The organism is Streptomyces sp. NPDC005648 (assembly GCF_040605395.1).
In the GTDB taxonomy this organism is placed as follows: Bacteria; Actinomycetota; Actinomycetes; order Streptomycetales; family Streptomycetaceae; genus Streptomyces.
Genome location: NZ_JBEXCS010000028.1, coordinates 1 through 17626 on the forward strand (window position 1 = coordinate 1; position 17626 = coordinate 17626).

Consider the following 17626-nt stretch of genomic DNA (forward strand, 5'->3'; position numbering starts at 1 on the left):
CTCGGCCAGATCAGCCCGATCACCTACGAACAGCGATCAACTACGCTGGCCACCGCCGCATGACAATCGGTGTCCACGATCACGGGGAAGGCCCCAGACTCGTTCCGGCTCGAGCGCCACTAGCGAGACCCAATGCTTCGGCTATGACGCCCTCGACCGTCTCACCACGGCTTGGACCGCCACCGATTCCTGCTCGGCCACTCCTACAAGCAGTGACCACAGCACGGTCGGTGACGGCATCACCGGAGGCGTGTACTGGACCAGTTGGACCTATGACGCCATCGGCAACCGGGACACCCAGACCCAACACGTGGTATCGGGCACCGGAAGCGACACTGTCACCACCAGCGCCTACTCCAGCAGCCAGCCCAACACCCTGACCGGCACGACCGCCACAGGTGGCTCCACCGCATCCACCAGCTACGGCTACGACAGCGCCGGCAACACCACCAGCCGCGACACCACCGCTGGCGACCAGACCCTCGTCTGGAATAACAGCGGGCAGCTGACCAGCATCTCGAACAGCACAACCGGCACCTCCACCAGTTACATCTACGACGCCGACGGAACCCTGCTGCTGCAGATCGACCCGACCGCCACCACCCTGTACCTCGGCAGCGAGCAGATCACCCTCAACGACTCCGCGGGCACGGCGACCGGCATCCGCTACTACTCACTTCCCGGAGCTACCGCTGTCCGTACTGGAACCGGCACCAACTACGGTTTCGAACTCGCCGCAGACCAGCACGGAACCAACACCCTCTACCTCGACTACACCGCCCAGACGCCCACCTGGCGCCAGTTCGACCTCTACGGCAACGCTCGTGGCACCACCACTACTTGGGCTGACAACCGCACCTTCCTGAACAAGACGACCGACACCACTACCGGCCTCACGGACATCGGTGCCCGAGAATACGACCCGGTCACAGGGCGCTTCATAAGCCTCGACCCCGTCTTCGACACGGGCGATGCCCAGTCCCTCAACGGCTACGGCTATGCCGACGGCGACCCGGTCAACCTCTCCGACCCGACGGGAATGGATAACTGGTGGGCCGACCCCACCATGAACAAGCCCCTTTCCAAGGGCGGCACACCGATCTCACAGAAGCTGGCCAACGAGCAGGGCTTCGGTGACAGCTGCAACGCCAGTAATTGCTCTGACTTCGATCCGAAGGCGAAGCCGAGCTACGCGAGGAGCGCGGCCGTCCAAGCGGCAAAGGCGAAAGAAGCATATGAGGACGATCGCCAGATCGAAGAGATAAACGGCAAGAAGTCGGTGTCCGGTGCCGTCGCCATCGCCGATGAGGGTTGGGAGACCGAGCAGTATCTCGCAGCTGCGCAACGGGTCCGGGACGGTGTAATGGCGCAGCTGCACCTGTTGCGTGAATCGGGGGAGATCTCCTCTTCCCAGTTCAACCGGTTCAGTACCATCACCGTTGCCTGGGATGAGAAGAAGGGCATGATCTACTGGGGTGCCCTCAAGTCGGCGAGAAAGGGGAAAAGCGAATTCTGCGCCGAGGACTTGTGTGACTTCGAAGCGGAGAACCATGGCTCTGCGCCAGAAGATCTGCAGTACACGGAGGCCATCCGTCCACGTGCGGCCGAAACTGTGGAAATATGTGTGCGGTGCCAAAGCTCTCATGAACTGGAGCAGTTCAAGGCGTCCGGTGCAGAGATGGAGGCCGGAGGGCGGCTGGCTGCCCAGCAGGAGTCCGAGGCAGTCGCGCAGGCAGAAGCAGAGGCGCAAGCCGAGGCTGAGGCCGAGGCCCTAGCTGAGGGGATGGCGATGGGATTCGAGGACGAATGATTCCTGAGTCGCTGGTCGTTGCCGCTCCGCACTGATGTGTGGCGCCCGGAATATCCCGGGCGCCACTTTTATCGTGTCAAGTATTTTGTCAGGATGGAGAGTTGCTGGTAGAGGAAGGCGCGTTGCGCAGCCAGCTGTAACCGTCGGGAAGTTCGCTTCCCGGATGGACGAAGGACCAACCTTTCCGGTCGGCTGGAGTGATGACCGGTCGGCGCAGAATCTCACCGAACCAGTCGGCGGCGATCCGGCCCAACTCGGCTGGGCTCCCGGATGCCTCGATCGCTTGCACGGTCGAGCTCTCCTGTGGTGCATAGGTCTGGTTGTGCACCTCGCTGCATGAAAGCCGGTCGCCCACCAGGAAGGCCCCCACTGTCAACAGGACACGTTTGCCGACTCCACTCACGTCAACGATGAGTTGCAACTCGCCCTCATCGTCTTCGGCTTCCTCCTCCAGGTCCTCGCCGGGCTCGTATACGATCACAGCCGTCTGGGCTGGCCGGCATTCCGGCCAATCTTGCGCATAAGGCCTCACTGCGGCCAAAAAGCTCTTCTGCCTGTCATCTACTTCGACGTCGTCGACTTCGAACCACTCCTCGTGCATTGCGTCAGTCTATCTATTGTGCCCGCCGCTGGTCTCGGCAACTCCACCCCGGTTCTGAGCGTCATTGGGGCGTGGCCTGCAGAGGGAATCGCGTCTGCTGCACACTATTTGTTCGGCAGCCTGTACTGCTGCCCCTCCATGCACCATCTCGGCTCGCAAGTACAGCTGACCCTTCAGTCGTAGATCGGCGTGCTCGCTGTAGTTCGTGGCGTGCTCGTGGGCGGTGGCCGGGCGGAGTCCTGGCGTCGTCTGCGGTGGCAGGCCCGGGCGATGGCCTGGTGGAGGCGGCGCCATCGCGACCAGTGCAGACCGTGGCGAATCCGTCCCTCACGAGTTGGGTGACGGTCCATCAGGAAGAGGAGGCGGGCGATCTAGAAGGCGGTCAGGGTGACTGGGGCGAGTCCACCGAGGACGGTGGGGTCACTGCGGGCCCCCTGTGTGGGACGGACCGGACTGCTCGCCCCGGCGTTCGGCGGCGGCCTGGACGGCCAGGAACGCCGCGGCCAGCTGGGAGGGGGTGATGTGCCGGTACCAGCCGTGGACGGCCACGCCGCAGGATTGGCTCAAAATCCCGGTTGAATGGGACGGTGTAAAGTCCAGCGCCCCCTTCGAATACTTCCTCGGCCGGACGGGACAACGGGTCGCGGCAGAACCGCGATGGACTGATTGGTTCATCTCGCTCGGTGTTGAGGAGATCTGGCACTTTCCCCTCTACACCACACAGAGAGCCGATCCCAAGATCCGAAAGGGGCGTCGAAAAATCCAAGCAGAATTCACACGGACCCCTGACGAACTCTGGCGTCCAGGACTGTCCGACGAAGAAAACGCCGAGGCGGAAGTGCGAGAGCTCCTACAGAGCACTTACGACGCCCTCGCTACCGGAAGAAAAATCGAGTAATATCAGACATGTCGAGAAGGTACGGCTCTCGTAACTCATTTGGCACCGGTATTTGCCAGACCGCGCACAGGCGACCAGAGGCCCTACCCGTAGCGGGGTTGGGACTCTTTCGTCGCAAGGTCGGTGCGGTGGAGGCGTTTTCGCCTTCCGGTGTTGCGCTGGATTACCCCCTCGGCTGGCGCTCGGAGCATCTGCCGGCTGGCGTCTCTGGGGCCAGGATGGGGCCGGAAGGATGGTGAAACCCAGGGAATGATCACCATAGCCCGGGTATGCCCATGCCTTCTGACCTGCGTAGACGGTGAGAAGAGGGGGCACCAGTGAACCATGGGGAAATGATCTTGCGAGCTTGTAATGCGTAGGTCGTCGGTTCGAATCCGACAGGGGGCTCTTTTCATGCCCAGCCCAGACAGCGTCTGATCTGGGCTTTCTCGTTCAGCGGATGCGGCGGCGGCGTTCACGTAGCGGCAGGTCCGGCTGATCTGGGTGTGGCGGAGGATCTCCATGATCGTGGTCATGCCGACTCCCGGCTCGTTCAGGATTGTGTCGGCGGTGTGGCGGCTCCCGTCGTAGAGGCGACGGTCGTCGATCCCGGCTTCGGCGAGTAGCTCCTTGAAATCCTCGTAGCCCTGTCGGGGGTCGAGCGGGCGCCCGTCCTCCCGTGCGAACACGACGTGGTGTTCCTGCCACAGCTCTCCGGCCGGGGTTCGCATAGATGGGAAGTTGACGGCGGAACAAATTAGGAAAGAGTCAATTTGAAGATGCAGCCCTTGCCCACGCGTGTCATGTTGGAAGAGCAGGGTGGTTGATTTCTGAGCGTAGGGGGCAGGCACAGTAGGTACCTCCCGGACGGGCCGGTTCAGGAGCGGGGAGAGGTGTCCTTTTCTAGGACATCTTGTGCTCACCAGGCCGAGCAACTTTGACGTTCCCCAGGGGTGAGTCATGTCCAGAAGTGTTCGGAAGCGCGTTCCCCGAATCGTCAGTGCATCTTGTTTCGTCGCGGCATTTGCACTTTCAGCGACGAGCGGTGCTTCGGCCGTCGCCCAAGAATCGGAGCACCTCGCGGTATCGCCGTCGGTAACTAGACGGCCTTCGCCAACAAAAAAGCCCGGGAATACAAAAGTCGTGATACCAAACCTCGGTGGAAAGCCTCACGAGGATGTATTCGTAAACGAGGTCGCGAAGCTCGGCAGCAAAGTCCACAAGGGCGATGTTTTGGCTGAGGTCGACACTGTAAAGGCGAGCGCTGAAATCGAAGCTCCCGTTTCTGGCGTAGTTGTCAAAGTCTGCCTCAAAAGGGGCGCAACGGCGCACGTGGGAGATACTATTGCCGTGATTGGACCCTCACTCAAGGCGAAACCCAAGGCTCACTGCTGAAAGGCGCGGCGGGGGCCTGACAAGAGGAAGGTCCGCAGGGCGCTGAGCGTCCTGCGGACCTGGTGTGGGCCGGGTACCGGTACAGCGCTTACGCCTTCAGGGCCACGCCCGCGTACATGGCGACGTCCGAGTCCTTGACGTCTCCCTCGGTGCCGGGGAGAGGGCGCCAGCGGTGGACGAGTGTCACGCCCGGCTCGACGAGTTTCAACCCGTCGAAGAACGGCTGGACCTCTTCCTTGGTGCGGTTCCGGGCGGGCATGCCGCGCTTGGTGTACTCGGCGACCACGCTGCCGATCGGCTTCGGGCTGGAATCGGTGGTGACCGTGGACAACGCGAGGTAGCTGCCGGGCGCGAGCGGTTGCAGGTATCGCTTGACCAGGTCGTACGCCTTCTGGTCGTCGAGGACGAACTGCAGTACCGCGATGAGCGACAGCCCGACGGGTCGGTCGAGGTCGAGGGTGTCGTTCAGTTCCGCGGAGCTGAAGATGGCGTCCGGGTCGTGCATGTCGGCATGGATGTAGGAGATACGGCCTTCAGGGGTGCCGGTGAGCCGGGCTCCGGCGTGGGCGAGGACGATGGGGTCGTTGTCGACGTAGACGACCCGGGCGTTCGGGGTGACTTCCTGGGCCACCTCGTGGAGGTTCGGGGAGGTCGGAATGCCGGTACCGATGTCCAGGAACTGGTCGATTCCCTGTTCCGCAAGATGACGCACGGCACGGTGCATGAACTTGCGGTTCTCATGCATGGATATCTGCAGGCTGGGCCAGGCGATGAGCATCTGCTCCGCCGCCGCCCGGTCAGGGGGGTAGTTGTCTTTTCCTCCGAGAATGTAGTCGTAGACCCGCGCCGTATGTGGAACGCTCGTATCGATCTGCGGGGGTTCATAGCCCAGAGGTCGATTGGTCCAGTTCGTTTCGTCGGCCACTCGCGTACTCCTCCTGATTACCGGTCCGATCAGGCCGGCAGGCTGGACTGTCCGGCCTCCCAGCCGTCTGCGAAGACATCGAGCTCGATCTGCGTGAAGATCAGCGCCGGCCCGTCAGGATCAGTCGACTGGCGGACGGCGAAACGGCCGTCGGGCAGTTTCCTGACTTCGACGCAGGCGCCGCCGTTGCTTCCGCTCCACGGCATGTGCCAGCCTTCCGTCCCCAGCTCCTGAACAGCATTGTGTATGCGATTCACGGGACTACAGCTCCTTGCGAATATCACCGAGGAATTCCACGGTACGTTTTACTGGAAGGGCCTGCGCAGCCATCCGGTCCAGCGCTTCCTGGTAATTCGTGACGTCGTCGTACTCGTCGAGATACACCGCGCCGACGAGATTCTCGATGTAGGCGATGTCCGAGATTTCCTCGTGTGGGAACCGGAAGATGTGGAACGGCCCGTACATACCCTCGTGCGCGCACAGCCCGAAGGGCATGATCTGGAGTTTGATCTGCGGCAGTTCGGTCGCCTCGATGAGGCGGTCGATCTGTCTTCGCATCACGTCGGGCGGGACCATGGGGCGGCGCAGCACCGTTTCGTCCATCACCACCCACAGTTCGGGCGGCCGGGGCCTGCTGAGCAGTTTCTGGCGCTCCATGCGCACGACGACCCTCTGCTCGGCCTCCGCCTCCTGCTTGCCGTGGAGGCCGGCGCTCAGGATGGTCCGCGCGTACTCCTCGGTCTGGAGCAGCCCCGGGACGTAGTGCGGTTCGTAGACCCGGATGAGGCTGGCCTCTTCCTCCAGGCTGACGTAGGCGCTGAACCAGGCGGGCAGGGCGTCCCGGTGGCGGTGCCACCAACCCGGCTGGTTGGCCTCCTTCGCCAGGGCGAGGAAGGTCTGGGCCTCGTCCGCGGGGACTCCGTACGCCCGCAACAGGGCCTGGACGTACGGGAGTTTCCACTTGCCCTTGGCGAGTTCCATCCGACGGATCGTCAGGTGATTGACGTCGAGCACGAGTGCGGCGTCATCGAACGACATCCCGGCGTGCACGCGCAGATCGCGCAGGCGCCTGCCCAGGACCATCAATCGTACGGTCGAGGCGCCGGCCGTCAACTGAGCTGGAGTCATCTACCGCCCCCTCGCACTGGCTCCATCGAAAGAGTGTGCCACTCCGCTGTGCGCCGACTTCCTGACTGCGTATCTGCTGACTGTGTCTCGGTGAAATTATCACGGCGCACCTTGCTTCGTGACCATGTCGGCGGGCATAGTGATGTCGTGACCATGTTCACTCAAGCGTGGCAGTCCCCCGCCTCGCAGGCCTGGGCACCGGATCTCCCCGTGAAGCCCCGCATCGCACATCCCGTGTGTGGGGCGGAGGCGTGCCGCTTCAGTGACATGACCTTCCAGCCCGCTCCGTCGCCTCCGGACCTGACCTTCGAACTCCCGGCCCACATCACGTCGGTCGGCGAGGCTCGCCGCCGCGTCCGGGCCCACCTCATACGTCAGGGTTGCGGTGACGAGGCGTGCGAGACCGTGGTCCTACTGGTCAGCGAACTGGTGACCAACGCCGTGCGGCACACCCGCAGCACCCGGGTGAGGTGCTCCGTAGGGCTGGAGGCGGGCAAGGTGCGGATCGAGGTGCGGGACCAGGGTGAGGGACGTACCCCCGTGGCACTGGTCCGGGCCACCGACGACGACGTGAACGGCCGGGGCCTGTACCTGGTGGCGGCACTCTCGCAGGAGTGGGGGGTCCGGGAACACGACAGCGGTTCTGGCTGCGTGGTGTGGGCCCTGGTGTCGGCTGCCGACTGAGTCCACGGGAGGATCGGGCCCTTCACGGGCGGCGCGTGCTGTTCCCCAGTGCCGTGAGGGCCTCGTCGGTCAGGCGGTAGACCGTCCACTCGTTCTGCGGTCGGGCGCCGAGGGACTCGTAGAAGGCGATGGTCGGGGCGTTCCAGTTCAGGACGGCCCACTCCAGGCGCTGGTAGCCGCGCTCCACGCAGAGGCGGGCCAGCTCGGTGAGGAGGGCCTTGCCGTGGCCGCCGCCGCGTGCCTCGGGGCGTACGTAGAGGTCCTCCAGGTAGATGCCGTGGACGCCGCGCCAGGTCGAGAAGTTGAGGAACCACAGGGCGAAGCCGACGGGCTCGCCGGTGGTGTCGTCGGCCGCGATGTGCGCGTACGCGGCGGGGTGTTCCCCGAAGAGGGCGTCGTGGAGCTGGGCCTCGGTGGCCCTGGCCTCGTGGGGGACCTTCTCGTAGGTGGCGAGCTCGTGGATGAGGGCGCGGATGACGGGGACGTCGGCGGGGGTCGCGGTGCGGATCATGCGGCCACGCTAGTCGGAGGGAGCGCGCAGACGGCGGGCTATTTCCAGGTGCTCGGGCAGCGGGGCGCGGCCCTCCTCCAGCTGCCACACGGAGTTCTGCAGCACCCGGCCCAGCGTCCAGGCCCGCGCACGGCCCCGGTCCAGCCCCAGTACGTCCGTCATCGCGTCGAAGCGCCAACGGATCTCGTCGGGCTCGAAGCGGTTCCACAGGGCCGGGAGGAGCTCGAAGCCGGGGTCGCCGGCGAGGGGCTTGGGGTCGATGGCGAGCCAGGGTGCACGCGTCGCGGCCAGGACGTTGTCGAAGTGGAGGTCCCAGTGGAGAAGGCGGTCGCCGGGGGTGTCGGTCGCCTCGCGCAGGGCTGCCGCGCAGTCCTGGAGGAGGTGGCGTACGGCGGTGTCGGGAACGGTGGGGAGGGTCGCCGAGGCTCGGTCCAGGAGGCGGGGGGCCAGGTCGCCGAGGTGGCGGAGTGGGGCCGGGGCCTCCTTCGCGGTCAGGAGGGTCAGCAGGCGGGCGACGGTCAGCGTGGCCTCGCGGGAGTCGGGGAGGCCGGCCAACGGGCGCCCGCTGTCGAGCCGTTCGAGCAGCAGGGTGCCGGTCACGGCGTCGGACTCCAGGAGCCGCACGGCCCCGTCGCCGGCCCAGGCGCGCAGCGCGACCGGCTCACCGACGGTCTCCTCGTCGACGTCCTGGAGCTTGAGCACGGCCCGCGAACCGTCGGCCCGCAGCACGGGCAGCACCAGCGCGCACCGCCCGTACATCGACCGCCCGTCCAGCCGCAGCCCCCACTCCTCCAGGAACCGCTCGGCGCGCCCGCGGAGCCCGACGACGAAGGCGCGGCCCGCCGCACCGCCAAGGCGCTGGTGCCGGGCGATCAGCTCGTCCGGAATGTCGATCACCCTCGCGACGATAGTGGCGTGGCTGAATCGCCTCATGCGAATTTTCCGGGACCTCGGCGACCGACTGTGGGCGTATGTCCGCAGCGCCCCCGGCACCTATGTGTGGCTGGCCGTTCTCTTCATGACGACCGTCGCCCTGCACCACATGTCTCCCGAGTTCGAGCAGGACTTCCTGCGGCAGCGGTCCACGAACATCCATGAGCTGTCGAACGACCCGGCCCGGGTGCTGGTGCAGAGCGCGATGTGGATCGACGACGGGCGCTGGCTGCCGTACGCCGTTCTCTACACCGTTTTCCACGCGCAGGCGGAACGCTGGCTGGGTACGGCGCGCTGGCTGATGGTGTGCGTGGCCGCGCATGTCCTGGCGACGCTGATCAGCGAGGGGGCGCTGCTGCGCGCGGTCCATGAGGGGGTCGCCCCGCAGTCGGCGGTCAACACCCTCGACATCGGGGTGAGTTACGCGCTGGCCGGGGTGGTGGCCGTACTGACCTACCGGATCGCGCCGCCGTGGCGATACCTCTTTCTGGCGGTCGTGCTGGTGGTGTACGGCCTGCCCCTGCTGTCCACCCCCACCTTCACCGACTTCGGGCACTTCGTGTCCGTACTGATCGGGCTGGCGTGTTATCCGCTGGTCAGAGGGCGCGGAAAAGCATGGAATCCGAAGGAGACAGTGGCCGCTCTGAGAGGTTAGCTTTCCGGCCATGAGCAGATCGGCCGGCAGTGGCGTCGTGAACGGTGGCATCTCCTTCTGGTACGCGGACGACGGTCTCCCGGTGGTGCGGGAGCCGCTCGTCGGTGACGCGTCGGCGGACGTGGTGATCGTCGGGGGCGGGTACACGGGGCTGTGGACCGCCTATTACCTGAAGAAGGCCGTGCCCTTCCTGCGGATCACCGTCCTGGAGCAGAAGTTCTGCGGCTACGGCGCCTCGGGACGCAACGGCGGCTGGCTGTACAACGGCATCGCCGGCCGCGACCGGTACGCGAAGCTGCACGGCCAGGAGGCCGCCGTACGGCTGCAGAAGGCCATGAACAGCGCCGTGGACGAGGTCGTCCGGGTCGCCGCGGAAGAGGGCGTCGAGGCCGACATCCACAAGGGCGGCGTCCTCGAAGTAGCCACCACACCGGCGCAGTTGGCCCGGCTGAAGGCGTTCCACGAGCACGAGCTGTCGTACGGGGAGAAGGACCGCGAGCTCTACGGCGCCCGTGAGACGGCCGAGCGCATCCGGGTCGCGGGCGCCGTCGGCTCCAGCTGGACCCCGCACGGGGCCCGGCTGCACCCGGTGAAGCTGGTGAAGGGGCTCGCCGCCGTCGTCGAGGCACTCGGGGTGACCATCCACGAGTCGACCCCGGTGACGGAGATCCGCCCGAAGCACGCCGTCACCCCGTACGGCACCGTCCGCGCGCCCTACGTCCTGCGCTGCACGGAGGGCTTCACCGCCGGGCTCAGGGGCCAGAAGCGCACCTGGCTGCCCATGAACTCCTCGATGATCGCCACCGAGCCGCTGAGCGGGGAACAGTGGGAGTCGGTGGGGTGGAGCGGACGGGAGGCGCTCGGCGACATGGCGCACGCCTACATGTACGCGCAGCGCACCGCCGACGGCCGGATCGCGCTCGGCGGGCGCGGGGTGCCGTACCGCTTCGGGTCGAGGACGGACAACGACGGGCGGACGCAGGACGAGACGGTCGAGGCGCTGCGCGACATCCTCGTGCGGTTCTTCCCCTCCCTCGCCGGGGTCGCGATCGAGCACGCCTGGTCGGGTGTGCTGGGGGTGCCCCGCGACTGGTGCGCGACGGTGACGCTGGACCGGTCGACGGGGCTGGGCTGGGCGGGCGGTTACGTCGGCTCGGGCGTCACGACCACCAACCTCGCGGCGCGGACCCTGCGGGATCTGGTGCAGCTGGATTCCGGGCAGGGGCAGAAGACGGAGCTCACGGAGCTGCCCTGGGTCGGGCACAAGGTGCGGAAGTGGGAGCCGGAGCCGTTTCGGTGGCTGGGCGTGCAGGGGATGTACGCGACGTATCGGGCGGCGGACGAGCGGGAGCGGAACCGGCACAGCGTGGAGTCGTCGAGGCTGGCGCGTTTCGCCGACCGGGTCGCGGGGCGGCACTAGGGGGTGTTTCTCGCCCCGTGCTTCGGCGGCTTCGCCGTCACCACCAGGGCGATGTCGTGCTCACGGCTCCAGTACCACCTTTCCGGTCGTGGCGCGCGTCTGCAGCGCGCGATGGGCGGCCGCCGCCTCGGCGAGCGGGAAGCGCTGTACGGCGGGGGTCAGCCGGCCCGCCGCGGCCTCGGCGAGAGCGCGCAGTTCAAGGGTCTGTACGGGGTTCGGGCCGCCGGCCCCGCGCAGCATCGCGGGTCCCAGGACGCGCTCCGACACGCCTTCGACGAGGTAGGGCGCACCGCCTCGGATGCCCTCGGCCGACCAGCCGAAGACGAGATGCCTGCCGCCGGGCCCGAGGAGGGCGACGGCGTGCCGGGCGATGTCACCGCCCACGCCGTCGAGGACGAGGGTGGCCGGGCGGCCGCCGAGATGGGCGCGGACCTTCTGCGGCCACTCGGGGTCCGTGTAGTCGACGGCGAGATCGGCGCCGTTGGCCTGGACACGCGCCGTCTTGGCGGCCCCGCCGGCCAGGCCGATGACCGTGGCCCCGGAGTTCTTCGCGCACTGCACGAGCAGGGTGCCGACACCGCCGGCCGCGGCCGGGATCACGACCACGGCATCGGGTCCGAACTCGGCGAACCGCACGATCCCCATCGCCGTACGGCCCGTGCCGATCATGGCGACCGCCTCGGCGAAGTCCAGGTTCTCCGGTATCTCGTGCACGCGGTCGACGTCGGCGACGGCGAGTTCGGCGTACCCGCCGGGGGCGGCGCCGAGGTGTACGACGACGCGCTTGCCGAGCCAGAGCCGGGCGACCCCCTCGCCGAGGGCCTCGACGACTCCGGCGACCTCACGGCCGGGCACGGTGGGCAGGGCGGGCGGCTCGGGGAACGGCCCCCGCTCGCCCTCCCGCAGGGCGGTGTCCAGCAGATGCACACCGGCCGCCGCCACGGCGACCCGGACCTGGCCGGGGCCGGGTTCGGGGTCGGCGATCTCCTCGTGGCGGAGGTTCTCGGGCGGCCCGAAGGCGTGCAGTCGGATGGCGTGCATGGCGGTTCCCCCATCGGTTTCTGATGAACCCCACTGGCGTGTGAGACCTCACTCTTCAACCTCGAGCAAGCTTCAGGTCAAGGTGATTGTCAGTGGCGGGGTGCAGCATGGGGGCATGGTGAGGCGAGCGATGAGTGGGGCCGGTGGAGCCGGCGGAGCCGGTGGTTCACGGCGGGCGGCGGTGAAGGGGGCGCGGCGGCCGGAGCTGCGGTTGCCGGAGCTGGAGCGGTTCGGGGGAGGGGAGCTGGAGCCGGACGGGGACTACGACGGGCTGGACTTCCGGGACGAGGACTTCGCCGGACAGGACGCGGGCGGCGCCCGTTTCATGGACTGCTCGGTGACGGGCTGCGCGGTGGACGAGACGCGGCTGCATCACGCGCGGCTGCTCGACTCGGTCCTGACGGGTCTACGAGGCGTCGGCACCGATCTCGCGGAGGCGACCCTGCGTGACGTGGAGGTGGTCGACGCCCGCCTGGGCGGCACGCAGCTGCACGGCGCGGTCCTGGAGCGGGTCGTCATCCGCGGCGGCAAGATCGACTATCTGAACCTGCGCAAGGCGAGGCTGCGGGACGTCGTCTTCGAGAACTGCGTCCTCGTCGAACCGGACTTCGGCGGAGCCCACCTCGAACGTGTGGAGTTCCTGGACTGCGTCCTGAAGCAGGCGGACCTCACCTCGGCGGTGCTCAAGGACGTCGACCTGAGAGCGGCGACCGAGTTCAGCATCGCGCGAGGGGTGGACCGGCTGGCGGGGGCGGTGGTGAGCACGGCCCAACTGATGGATCTGGCACCGGTGTTGGCGGCGGAGATGGGGATCAGGGTGGAGGACTGACGGAAGGGAAGTCGGGTGGACGGCGCCTGGACTGCTCACCGCACCCCGGGGAACTGCTCACCGCACCCTGGGGAAGCGGGCCTGCAGGGTCCAGATCGCCGGGTTCTCGCCCAGGTCCTCGTGCAGGTCCACCAGGTCGGCGATCAGGTCGTGCAGGAAGTCCCGGGCCTCGCGGCGCAGTTCGGCGTGGGAGAAGGTCAGCGGGGGCTCCTCCGCCGGCATCCAGTCCGACTCGATGTCGACCCAGCCGAAGCGGCGCTCGAAGAGCATGCGGTCGGTGGACTCGGTGAAGTCCAGTTCCGCCCGCTGGGGGCGGGAGGCGCGGGAGCCCGCCGGGTCCCGGTCGATCCGCTCCACGATGTCGCACAGCGCCCACGCGAAGTCGAGCACCGGCACCCATCCCCAGGCTGTGGACAGTTCCCGGTCGGCCTTGGTGTCGGCGAGGTAGACATCCCCGCAGAACAGGTCGTGGCGCAGGGCGTGGACGTCCGCGCGGCGGTAGTCCGTCTGCGGCGGGTCCGGGAAGCGGTTGGAGAGGGCGTAGCCGATGTCGAGCACGTACGAGATGGTGCCATGCCGCTTTAGGATCACTGGAGTGTCCCGATCCGTACCCGTTGTCCCGGCTGTCCCGGCCTTCCTGCTCGCTCTGGGCCTCGCCCTCACCGCGTGCTCCGGCGGCGGCGTCCACGGCAGTCCTGGAAGCTCCGGCGTACACGACCCGTACTTCCCGAAGGCGGGCAACGGCGGCTACGACGTCAGCCACTACGACCTGAAGCTGGCGTACACCCCTGGCCAGGGCGATCGTGATCGCGGTCAGGGCAGTCGCCTGACCGGTACCGCGACCCTCACCGCCCGGGCCACCGAGCACCTCTCCGCCTTCGACCTCGACCTCAAGGGCCTGGACGTCGAGGACGTCACCGTCGAAGGGCGGCCGGCCCGCTGGAGCCGCTCCGGCCAGGAACTCGCCGTCCGCCCCCACGACGACCTCGACGCCGACGAGACCTTCCGTGTCACCGTCCACTACTCCGGCACCCCCGAGACCATCACCGACCCCGACGGCTCCGAGGAGGGCTGGCTGCCCACCGCCGACGGCGCGCTGGCCCTCGGTGAGCCGACGGGTTCGATGGCCTGGCTCCCCGGCAACGACCACCCGTCCGACAAGGCGTCGTACGACATCACGATCACGGTGCCGAAGGGTCTGCAGGCCGTCTCCAACGGCGAGCTGAGAGGCGAGAGCACCTCCGGGGGCCGTACGACATTCGCCTGGCGCAGCGCCGAACCGATGGCGACCTATCTCGCCACGGTCGCCGTCGGCCGCTACGACATCAGCCGGTCCACCCTCGGCCCCGGCCACCTCCCGGTGTACATCGCCGTCGACCCCACCCAGGCCCGGGCCGCCCGCGGGGTGTTGGCGAAGCTCCCCGAGATCATGGAGTGGGAGGAGTACAACTTCGGGCCGTACCCCTTCTCCTCCACCGGTGCGATCGTCGACCGCCCGCAGGACGCCGGCTACGCGCTGGAGACCCAGACCCGCCCCGTCTTCCCGGGCGCCCCCGACACCACCACCCTCGTCCATGAACTCGCCCACCAGTGGTACGGCGACTCGGTCACCCCGAAGACCTGGCAGGACATGTGGCTCAACGAGGGCTTCGCGACCTACGCCGAGTGGCTGTGGGCCGAGGACCACGACGGCGACACCGCGCAGCAGACCTTCGACCGCCTCTACGCCCACGGCGAGGACGACTACCCCGACCTCTGGTCCTTCCCGCCGGCGAAACCGACCAGCGCCGCGCACATCTCCGACGACCCGGTCTACGTACGGGGCGCGATGGTCCTCCAGAAGATCAGGCGGACGGTCGGCGACGACAGGTTCTACGACATCGTCCAGGGCTGGGCGGCGGCCCATCGCCACGGCAACGCGGACACGGACGACTTCACGGCGTACGTGGAGAGGATGGCGCCGGGGAAGGACTTCACGGGGATCTGGAGGGACTGGCTGTACGGGAAGGGGAAGCCGGACCGCCCCTGAGGAAGGGAGCGGTCCGGCACGGTGTGACCGGGGCCCGTGACCGGGTCCGTGATCAGTTGCGGGTGGCCCTGCTCTGCACGATGTACGCCGGGCCCGAGGCCGCCTTGACGGTGGTGGACGTCATGCGGACCGTGGCGTTGCGGAGGGTGAGGCCGGTCTTGGCGCTGATGGTCACCGAGGTCAGGGTGAGCCCGGTGACCGGCCGCTCGGGGAGGCCGACGATCTGGCCGGCCTCGGTCGCGCCGGTCGCGGTGATGCCCGAGATGGTGATGTCGTGGTAGTTCGGCGTGGTGGCGGTGATCGCCTGGGCGGGGTCGCCGTCCGCGGGGACCTTCGGGTAGTAGCCGACGACCTGGATGGGCGTCGTCACATTGGTCATCTTCAGGTTCCGGTACGTGATGTCGTGGACCTCGCCGCCGCGGTCGCGCGCGGTCTTGATGCGGACGCCGGCGGTGGTGCCGGTGAGGGTGTTGTCGTGGATGTTCACGTTGTGGACACCGCCGGCGGTGAAGCTGCCGATGGACAGACCGTGGCCGTGCAGGATCGTGCAGCCGCTGAGCGAGATGTCGTGGGCGGGCCCGCCCGCCGTCGAGGAGTCGATGGCGATGTCGTCGTCACCCACGTCGATGGTGCTGCCGGTGACCGCGACGCCCGAGGACGACCACACATCGATGCCGTCGGTGTTGGGCGAGTCGGCGGGCGACGAGATCGTGAGCTTGTCGAGGACGGCCGTGGTCACCTTCTTGACGGTGATGTGGACGTTCGGGGCGTTCTTGAGGGTGATCCCGGTGATCTTGAGGTTCGAGGCGTCGGTGACCGAGATCAGTCCGGGCCGGGAGGACAGCGTCCGGCCCGCGGCCTTCTCGGCCTTGGTCCTCGCCCACCAGGGGGCGCCCTGGCCGTCGATGGTGCCCGCACCGGTGATGGTCAGGTTCTTCCCGGACCCGGCCAGCAGCGGGGCGAGCTTCGATCCCGAGGAGGCGTAGTCCGCGGCGTTCTGCGAGGCGAGCAGCGTCGCTCCGGAGTCGATCCGGAATGTGAGGTCGCCGGGCAGGTTCAGGGCGCCCGAGAGGTACTTGCCGCTGGTCAGCTCCACCGTGCCCTTGCCCGCGCAGGCGTTGATCGCCTTCTGCAGGGCCGCGGTGTCCTTCGTCCTGCCGTCGGCCTTCGCTCCGTAGGCGGTGGGCTCGCAGAACGTGCCGGCCGACGGCGTGGAGGCCCCGGCCGTGGCCATCGGGTTCCAGCCGTCCGAGCCGGCCAGGTACTTGGCGGGGGTGTACTTCGCCGCCTGGGCGTCGCTCAGCTGCGGCCGGTTGGCGTTGACGGTCGCGCCCGCGCCGGTGTTCTTGTACTCGCTGAAGCGGGCCTTCGTCCACACGGACCCGGACATGTCGCTCCAGGGCCGCCCGCTGTTGACGAACGACCCGAGGTCGGACTCCCGGTAGAGCACCTGCGCGTCCTGACGCCACGGCCGGCCGAGGCTGCCGGTCCTGGAGCCCGAGGGCCCGGTGATCCTCGACTTGTAGAACAGGTAGCCGTAGGTTTTGGCGGCCGGTGTGCTGGCCGCGGTGAGAAAGCCGCCGCCGCCCAGCTGGTGGATCTCGTCCTGGTCGAAGACCGCGGTCCCGCCGCCGAAGATGAAGTCGACGGTGCCCGCGATGTACGACTTCAGGAAGTAGGCCCGCGCCGAGTTGTTGAGCAGCAGGGTGTCCTGGTGGCCGAGGATCCGTACGTTCGTCAGGACCGCGCGGTCGGCGGACAGGCTCAGGGCGACCGCCTGGCCGGTGCTGTCGGTCCCGGTGTCGTAGTCGTTGGAGACGGTCAGGTTCGAGGCCGAGAAGTCATGGCCGTCGACGAACGCGGTCGCGCTGCCGGAGGTGCCGTAGGTCGTCCCGTCCGCCTTCTTGGTGCCCGCCCCGTGGTTCTCGACCAGCACGACGTCGGAGGCGGTGGCGCCGAGGCCCTTCAGCGTCACGTACGGCTTGTCGGCCGGGACGGTGAAGACACCCCGGTAGGTGCCCTTCTTGATGGCGACGGTCACCGGCTCGGTGTTGTTCGCCGGGACCTTGTCGATCGCCGCCTGTACGGTCCTGACGTCACCGCTGCCGTCGGCCGCGACCGTGATGGTCGTACCCGAAGCGGCGGGCTTCTGCACGGAGTTGGAGGAGGAGGCGCCGACCGCCCTCAGTGACCAGCGCTTGTTGCTGTTGGTGGAGCAGGTCTCCTGGATGACGGCGGCGCCGGGCGCGGTGCTCGCCCCCGCGTCGCTGGCGCACAGGCCGTTGCCGGCGCTGACGATCTGGTACGTGTGGTCCCGCGCCGGCTTCAGCCGCCACAGCTGGTTGGGCTGGTCGTTGCCGCAGCCCCACTGCTGGAGGCGGGTCCCGGACGCCGTGGAGCCGCCGGTGACATCGAGGCACAGACCGCTGGCCACGGACTTGACGGCGAACCGCCCCGATCCCCGGTCGACCAGCGTCCACTGCTGGTTGGTCTGCCCCGCCGCGCAGCCCCACTGCTGGACCCGTGTGCCGGGGGACGAGGCGCCCCCCACGAGATCCATGCACAGTCCGCTCTTCGCGACCGCCAGGCTGTACGTCCCCGCCTTGACGCCGGTCGTGTCGTCGCCGGAGCCCGCGACGACGGTGGCCGCCGTTGCGACCCCGCCCAGGACGACGAGGGCCGCCACGCCCGCGGGCGCCGCGATACGCCATCGGGGTCGTCTGCTCCGGGCCCGCCTGCCGCGTCTGAAATACATGTCGTCGGGTTCCTTTCTCCGCTGTCGTTACGG

General features: G+C 67.8%; 17 protein-coding genes and 1 pseudogene. 7 read left to right on the forward strand and 11 right to left on the reverse strand.

Annotated elements, in window-relative coordinates; all coding sequences use genetic code 11:
* Positions 1 to 250: 250 nt before the first annotated feature.
* Positions 251 to 1810, forward strand: a complete 1560-nt coding sequence (locus tag ABZT17_RS18145; protein ID WP_356349918.1) for an RHS repeat-associated core domain-containing protein — start codon at positions 251 to 253, stop codon at positions 1808 to 1810.
* 88 nt (positions 1811 to 1898) lie between these two features.
* Here ABZT17_RS18145 and ABZT17_RS18150 read toward each other — a convergent pair whose 3' ends face one another.
* From ABZT17_RS18150 to ABZT17_RS18160, 3 genes and pseudogenes are all read right to left on the reverse strand, one after another.
* Positions 1899 to 2411: a hypothetical protein gene (locus ABZT17_RS18150; protein ID WP_356349921.1), complete on the reverse strand. Its 513-nt coding sequence runs from the start codon at positions 2409 to 2411 to the stop codon at positions 1899 to 1901.
* A 420-nt stretch (positions 2412 to 2831) separates the two neighbouring features.
* The gene (locus ABZT17_RS18155) at positions 2832 to 2978 is read right to left on the reverse strand and encodes a hypothetical protein (RefSeq protein ID WP_356349923.1); all 147 of its coding nucleotides are present in this window, start codon (positions 2976 to 2978) and stop codon (positions 2832 to 2834) included.
* Between the two features lie 786 nt (positions 2979 to 3764).
* Positions 3765 to 4007: pseudogene (locus ABZT17_RS18160) on the reverse strand (tyrosine-type recombinase/integrase); the annotation flags it as partial.
* A gap of 241 nt (positions 4008 to 4248) precedes the next feature.
* Between ABZT17_RS18160 and ABZT17_RS18165 the strand changes: the two are divergent.
* Positions 4249 to 4683: a lipoyl domain-containing protein gene (locus ABZT17_RS18165; RefSeq protein ID WP_356349926.1), complete on the forward strand. Its 435-nt coding sequence runs from the start codon at positions 4249 to 4251 to the stop codon at positions 4681 to 4683.
* An 88-nt stretch (positions 4684 to 4771) separates the two neighbouring features.
* Here ABZT17_RS18165 and ABZT17_RS18170 read toward each other — a convergent pair whose 3' ends face one another.
* Genes ABZT17_RS18170 through ABZT17_RS18180 form a run of 3 tightly spaced genes read right to left on the reverse strand, consistent with a single transcriptional unit; the run spans position 4772 to position 6736 of the window.
* On the reverse strand, positions 4772 to 5608 hold the full coding sequence (locus ABZT17_RS18170; RefSeq protein ID WP_356349929.1) for an SAM-dependent methyltransferase: 837 nt from the start codon (positions 5606 to 5608) through the stop codon (positions 4772 to 4774).
* Between the two features lie 29 nt (positions 5609 to 5637).
* Complete coding sequence (locus ABZT17_RS18175) at positions 5638 to 5814, reverse strand: DUF397 domain-containing protein (RefSeq protein ID WP_356350134.1); 177 nt, start codon at positions 5812 to 5814, stop codon at positions 5638 to 5640.
* A 55-nt stretch (positions 5815 to 5869) separates the two neighbouring features.
* Positions 5870 to 6736: a helix-turn-helix transcriptional regulator gene (locus ABZT17_RS18180; RefSeq protein WP_356349932.1), complete on the reverse strand. Its 867-nt coding sequence runs from the start codon at positions 6734 to 6736 to the stop codon at positions 5870 to 5872.
* A 153-nt stretch (positions 6737 to 6889) separates the two neighbouring features.
* Between ABZT17_RS18180 and ABZT17_RS18185 the strand changes: the two genes are divergently transcribed.
* Complete coding sequence (locus ABZT17_RS18185; RefSeq protein ID WP_356350136.1) at positions 6890 to 7420, forward strand: ATP-binding protein; 531 nt, start codon at positions 6890 to 6892, stop codon at positions 7418 to 7420.
* A gap of 22 nt (positions 7421 to 7442) precedes the next feature.
* Here the strand turns inward: ABZT17_RS18185 and ABZT17_RS18190 are convergent, their stop codons facing one another.
* Positions 7443 to 7931 (reverse strand): GNAT family N-acetyltransferase, encoded by a 489-nt coding sequence (locus tag ABZT17_RS18190; RefSeq protein WP_356349934.1) that lies wholly within the window; start codon positions 7929 to 7931, stop codon positions 7443 to 7445.
* Between the two features lie 9 nt (positions 7932 to 7940).
* Positions 7941 to 8828 (reverse strand): aminoglycoside phosphotransferase family protein, encoded by an 888-nt coding sequence (locus ABZT17_RS18195; RefSeq protein WP_356349937.1) that lies wholly within the window; start codon positions 8826 to 8828, stop codon positions 7941 to 7943.
* 34 nt (positions 8829 to 8862) lie between these two features.
* Between ABZT17_RS18195 and ABZT17_RS18200 the strand changes: the two genes are divergently transcribed.
* Positions 8863 to 9519 (forward strand): rhomboid-like protein, encoded by a 657-nt coding sequence (locus ABZT17_RS18200; protein ID WP_356349940.1) that lies wholly within the window; start codon positions 8863 to 8865, stop codon positions 9517 to 9519.
* A gap of 10 nt (positions 9520 to 9529) precedes the next feature.
* Entirely contained in the window at positions 9530 to 10939 is a 1410-nt protein-coding gene (locus ABZT17_RS18205) for an FAD-binding oxidoreductase (protein WP_356349942.1), read from the forward strand.
* A gap of 60 nt (positions 10940 to 10999) precedes the next feature.
* On the opposite strand, the gene ABZT17_RS18210 is transcribed toward ABZT17_RS18205, so the two are convergent.
* Positions 11000 to 11980 carry a zinc-binding dehydrogenase gene (locus tag ABZT17_RS18210; protein ID WP_356349944.1) on the reverse strand — a complete coding sequence of 327 codons (981 nt, stop codon included), beginning with the start codon at positions 11978 to 11980 and terminating at the stop codon, positions 11000 to 11002.
* Positions 11981 to 12110: 130 nt separating this feature from the next.
* Here ABZT17_RS18210 and ABZT17_RS18215 point away from each other — a divergent pair, with 130 nt between their 5' ends.
* Entirely contained in the window at positions 12111 to 12809 is a 699-nt protein-coding gene (locus ABZT17_RS18215) for a pentapeptide repeat-containing protein (RefSeq protein WP_356349946.1), read from the forward strand.
* A 57-nt stretch (positions 12810 to 12866) separates the two neighbouring features.
* Here ABZT17_RS18215 and ABZT17_RS18220 read toward each other — a convergent pair whose 3' ends face one another.
* Positions 12867 to 13367: a hypothetical protein gene (locus ABZT17_RS18220; protein WP_356349948.1), complete on the reverse strand. Its 501-nt coding sequence runs from the start codon at positions 13365 to 13367 to the stop codon at positions 12867 to 12869.
* Between the two features lie 37 nt (positions 13368 to 13404).
* Between ABZT17_RS18220 and ABZT17_RS18225 the strand changes: the two genes are divergently transcribed.
* Positions 13405 to 14838 carry a M1 family metallopeptidase gene (locus ABZT17_RS18225; protein WP_356349950.1) on the forward strand — a complete coding sequence of 478 codons (1434 nt, stop codon included), beginning with the start codon at positions 13405 to 13407 and terminating at the stop codon, positions 14836 to 14838.
* Positions 14839 to 14890: 52 nt separating this feature from the next.
* On the opposite strand, the gene ABZT17_RS18230 is transcribed toward ABZT17_RS18225, so the two are convergent.
* Complete coding sequence (locus tag ABZT17_RS18230; RefSeq protein WP_356349952.1) at positions 14891 to 17593, reverse strand: pectinesterase family protein; 2703 nt, start codon at positions 17591 to 17593, stop codon at positions 14891 to 14893.
* Positions 17594 to 17626 lie beyond the last annotated feature (33 nt).

Coding starts and splice junctions, on each gene's coding strand:
- ABZT17_RS18150 (WP_356349921.1), bottom strand. CDS start 2,411: ATGCACGAGGAGTGGTTCGAAGTCGACGACGTCGAAGTAGATGACAGG.
- ABZT17_RS18165 (WP_356349926.1), top strand. CDS start 4,249: ATGTCCAGAAGTGTTCGGAAGCGCGTTCCCCGAATCGTCAGTGCATCT.
- ABZT17_RS18175 (WP_356350134.1), bottom strand. CDS start 5,814: ATGCCGTGGAGCGGAAGCAACGGCGGCGCCTGCGTCGAAGTCAGGAAA.
- ABZT17_RS18180 (WP_356349932.1), bottom strand. CDS start 6,736: ATGACTCCAGCTCAGTTGACGGCCGGCGCCTCGACCGTACGATTGATG.
- ABZT17_RS18185 (WP_356350136.1), top strand. CDS start 6,890: ATGTTCACTCAAGCGTGGCAGTCCCCCGCCTCGCAGGCCTGGGCACCG.
- ABZT17_RS18190 (WP_356349934.1), bottom strand. CDS start 7,931: ATGATCCGCACCGCGACCCCCGCCGACGTCCCCGTCATCCGCGCCCTC.
- ABZT17_RS18200 (WP_356349940.1), top strand. CDS start 8,863: ATGCGAATTTTCCGGGACCTCGGCGACCGACTGTGGGCGTATGTCCGC.
- ABZT17_RS18205 (WP_356349942.1), top strand. CDS start 9,530: ATGAGCAGATCGGCCGGCAGTGGCGTCGTGAACGGTGGCATCTCCTTC.
- ABZT17_RS18210 (WP_356349944.1), bottom strand. CDS start 11,980: ATGCACGCCATCCGACTGCACGCCTTCGGGCCGCCCGAGAACCTCCGC.
- ABZT17_RS18215 (WP_356349946.1), top strand. CDS start 12,111: ATGAGTGGGGCCGGTGGAGCCGGCGGAGCCGGTGGTTCACGGCGGGCG.
- ABZT17_RS18230 (WP_356349952.1), bottom strand. CDS start 17,593: ATGTATTTCAGACGCGGCAGGCGGGCCCGGAGCAGACGACCCCGATGG.